General features: G+C 67.1%; 4 protein-coding genes. 3 read left to right on the forward strand and 1 reads right to left on the reverse strand.

The window, feature by feature from the left end; all coding sequences use genetic code 11:
• The coding region (locus DBR10_RS00675) for a M61 family metallopeptidase (RefSeq protein ID WP_233243139.1) at positions 1–1343 on the reverse strand (1343 nt) is incomplete at its 3' end.
• 287 nt (positions 1344–1630) lie between these two features.
• Between DBR10_RS00675 and DBR10_RS00680 the strand changes: the two genes are divergently transcribed.
• The 3 genes from DBR10_RS00680 to DBR10_RS00690 all read left to right on the forward strand — a co-directional run.
• Complete coding sequence (locus tag DBR10_RS00680; RefSeq protein ID WP_233243141.1) at positions 1631–2254, forward strand: PepSY-associated TM helix domain-containing protein; 624 nt, start codon at positions 1631–1633, stop codon at positions 2252–2254.
• A gap of 10 nt (positions 2255–2264) precedes the next feature.
• Positions 2265–2780, forward strand: coding sequence for a DUF2271 domain-containing protein (locus tag DBR10_RS00685; RefSeq protein ID WP_108556077.1), 516 nt, complete (start codon positions 2265–2267; stop codon positions 2778–2780).
• Positions 2781–2791: 11 nt separating this feature from the next.
• Positions 2792–3563 (forward strand): DUF4198 domain-containing protein (locus DBR10_RS00690; RefSeq protein ID WP_108556078.1); only part of this gene is annotated, 772 nt, incomplete at its 3' end.

The following is a 3563-nucleotide window of genomic DNA, read 5'->3' on the forward strand; positions in this document are numbered from 1 at the left end:
TTCTTGCCGCCGGTCTTTTCGCGGATCAGCGTGTCGGCATCCAGCCAGACCAGCAGGCCTTCGGAATAGTAGTCTTCGCTGCGTTGATACGAGAGCCAGGACAGCGGCTTGCGGTTGGCGATGATCGGATCGTTGGTGGTGTCGGCCACGCTGCGCCAGTCACGGCCCCGGCGATTGTCGAAGGTCGCGGCCGTCATGGCCAGGGAGTCGAGGCTCTGCTGCTTGGTGAGCAGGTTGGAGCGCGAGGACAGGACATTGCCCCAGTACTGGGTCTGGCCTTCATAGACCCACATCAGGCTGTCGCGCATCGGCGTGTTGAGGGTCGGGGTCCACAGATCGGCCCCGCGCCGGAACTTGCCGTTCCACGAGTGGGTGAACTCGTGGGGCAGCAGTTCGCGCCCGACAAAGCCCTTGTCCCAGTCCTGGAAGTACTTGGGACCGACATTGTTTTCGCTGGAGCGGTGATGCTCCAGCCCGATGCCACCCAGCTGGTCCGACAGGGCGACCAGGAAGTCATAGTGATCGTAGTGGCGCGAGCCGTAGAGCTTGTAGGCCTGCTGGACGAGATCCTTGTGGGCATGGATGTGTTCGGGCTTGAACTCGAGCTGTTCGGGCCGGTCGGCGACCATGTTCAGGCGCACCCGTGCCGGGCCTTCGGGATCAAGATCGACGGACTTGAAGTAGCGGCCCGCGAACATCGGCGAGTCGACCAGGGTCTCGAACGGCACGACCTTGAAGGTCGTGGTCTGGCCCTCGGTGCGGGCCGTCTCCAGCGCCGTGGCGAACTGGAAGCCTTCCGGCAGCTTGACGCTGGCCTCGATCGGGATCTGGCGGGTGAAATAGCCGGCCGGATAGAAGCCCATCTGCAGCCACTGCAGGTTCAGCATGTCCGGGGTCATCACCTGGCGGCCGACCCGGGCCTCGACCGGCGACAGGAACTGGTAGCTGAGATTCAGCTCGGTCACGCCGACGGGCACATCCACATGGAAGGCAAAGACCTCGACGGGATCGCGCGTCCAGGCCAGGCGCTTGCCGCCGGCCGTGACCACCAGGCCGGCCATCTTGTCGATGTCGTTGCGCGGCGAGTGACCGCCGGGAACCCATTGCGGATAGTAGAAGGTGAACTTGCCCGGCTTGGCCACCGGGATGGTCTGACGGATGTCGAAGATCCTGCGGGCCAGGTCCGTGGCATCCACCGACAGCTTCAGGGTGCCGGGATAGGGCACGTCGCGGGCCGCCTGGATCGCCGGGCTGGGCGGTGCCGGCTGCGGCAGGGGCTGCTCGGCCAGAGCGGCCGTCGCGGCCAGGGTCAGAACCGAAACGGAAAAGAGCAACGATCTCACAACACACCCCAAAGCAGCCGCGACCGTGCGTGTCGCAGTCCGAGGCCGGAATGTTTCTTGTGTTCTCGGTGACTTGTCGAGGCCAACTTGCCCGGGCGCAGCGAACAGGCCGGGAGCCTTGCGACAGCCCCGGTCCGGTTCACGGGCGGCCCGCCCGGCGCTCCTCCGTCCGGCTGAAATCATCCGGCAACATGCCGCATGCGAACTCGCACTTGAAATTGCAATTCGTTCTCAAGTATGGACAAGCCGTCCCCGTATCGGGGTCCACCCGGGATTCATCGCTGACCGTGTCGACTGCCGCCCACCGCCGCTCCTTCTGGCTGAAGCAACTGCACCAGTGGCACTGGATCAGTGCGGCCCTGTCGCTGATCGGCATGCTGCTGTTCGCGATCACCGGGATCACCCTGAACCATGCCGGGGCCATTGAGGCCGAGCCCGTCGTGGTCAGCCGCAAGGCCACCCTGCCCGCCAACCTGATCGCCGACCTGGCCAGGGGCCCGGTCGAGGGCAAGCGCCCCCTCCCGCTCAAGATCCAGCACTGGCTGGACAAGGCCGTCGCAACCGACATCGCCGGACGCGAGGCCGAATGGTCCGAGGCCGAGGTCTATGTCGCCCTGGCCCGGCCCGGCGGCGACGCCTGGCTGTCCATTGACCGCGAGACCGGGGCCGTCGAGCATGAGAAGACCACGCGCGGTGCCGTCTCGCTGCTCAACGACCTGCACAAGGGCCGCAACACCGGCAAGGCTTGGGCGTGGTTCATCGACATCTTCGCGGCGGCCTGTGTCGTGTTCACGGTCACCGGCTTGATCCTGCTGCAGTTCCACGCCCGCGCCCGCCCCCTGACCTGGCCGCTGGTCGCGGCGGGCCTGGCTGCGCCGCTCATCCTCATCATCCTTTTTGTCCACCTCTGAGGTGTCTTTCGTGAAGCGTTCCGTATCCCTTCTGACGTTCGCCGGGGCCGCTGTCGGGGCCTCGCCGGCCCTGGCCGCCGATCTCAATGTCACGGTCGAGATCCCGCGCCTGTCGGTGGCCGAGTATCACCGCCCCTATGTCTCGATCTGGATCGAGACTGCCGATGCCAGCGCCGCCGGCACCCTGGCCGTCTGGTATGACGCCGACTCCAAGGAAGACCACGGCACCAAGTGGCTGAAGGACATGCGCCAGTGGTGGCGCAAGGCGGGCCGCGAGATGAGCTTCCCCGCCGACGGCGTCAGCGGCGCGACCCGCGCGCCCGGCCCGCAGAAGCTGGTGTTCAGCGGCGCCAAGGGAGCCCTGAAGGGCCTCAAGCCCGGCCAGTACACCCTCGTCGTCGAGGCCGCCCGCGAAGTCGGGGGTCACGAGGCCGTCCGCGTGCCGTTCAGCTGGGGCAAGCCCGGCAAGCCCGCATCTGCCAAGGGCTCGGCCGAGCTGGGCACCGTCACCGTCGCCGTGAAGTGAGAGATCAAGCCATGACCCTGAAGACCCGCCTTCTCGCCGTCGCGGCCGCCGGCCTGGCCCTGACCGCCCCGCTGGCCGCCAATGCCCACCGGGGCTGGCTGCTGCCGTCGTTCACCGTGCTGTCGGGCGACGGCTCATGGGTGACGGTCGATGCCGCCATCTCCAACGAGCTGTTCTATCCCGACCACCGTCCGATGCGCCTCGACGGCGTGACCGTCACGGCACCCGACGGCTCGACCCAGAAGCTGCAGAACGCCTCGACCGGCCAGTACCGCTCGACCTTCGACGTCCAGCTGAACCAGGCCGGCACCTGGAAGATCGGCTCGGCCTCGGGCACCATCCAGGCCAGCTGGACCGAGAACGGCGAGGTCAAGCGCTTCCGGGGCTCGCCCGAAGACTTCGCCAGCCAGGTTCCGGCCGGCGCCGCCGACCTGAAGACGATCCGCAGCTTCAACCGCAACGAAACCTATGTCAGCCGCGACAAACCCTCGACCGAGGTGTTCAAGCCGACGGGCAAGGGCCTGGAACTGGTGCCGGTGACCCACCCCAATGATCTGGTGGCCACCGAGACGGCGACCTTCAGGTTCCTGGTCGACGGCAAGCCGGCCGACGGCCTGGAGGTGACCTTCATCCCCGGCGGTTCGCGCTGGCGGGCCAGCCCCGGCGAGATCAAGGTCAAGGCCAGTGCTGACGGCGCGGTGAAGTTCACCCTGCCGGAAGCCGGGATGTACTGGGTCAATACTACGGTCCGCAGCGGCGAAGCCGGCGCGCGCGGTCCCGGCA

It is taken from the genome of Caulobacter sp. HMWF025 (genome assembly GCF_003060965.1).
Classification (GTDB): domain Bacteria; phylum Pseudomonadota; class Alphaproteobacteria; order Caulobacterales; family Caulobacteraceae; genus Caulobacter.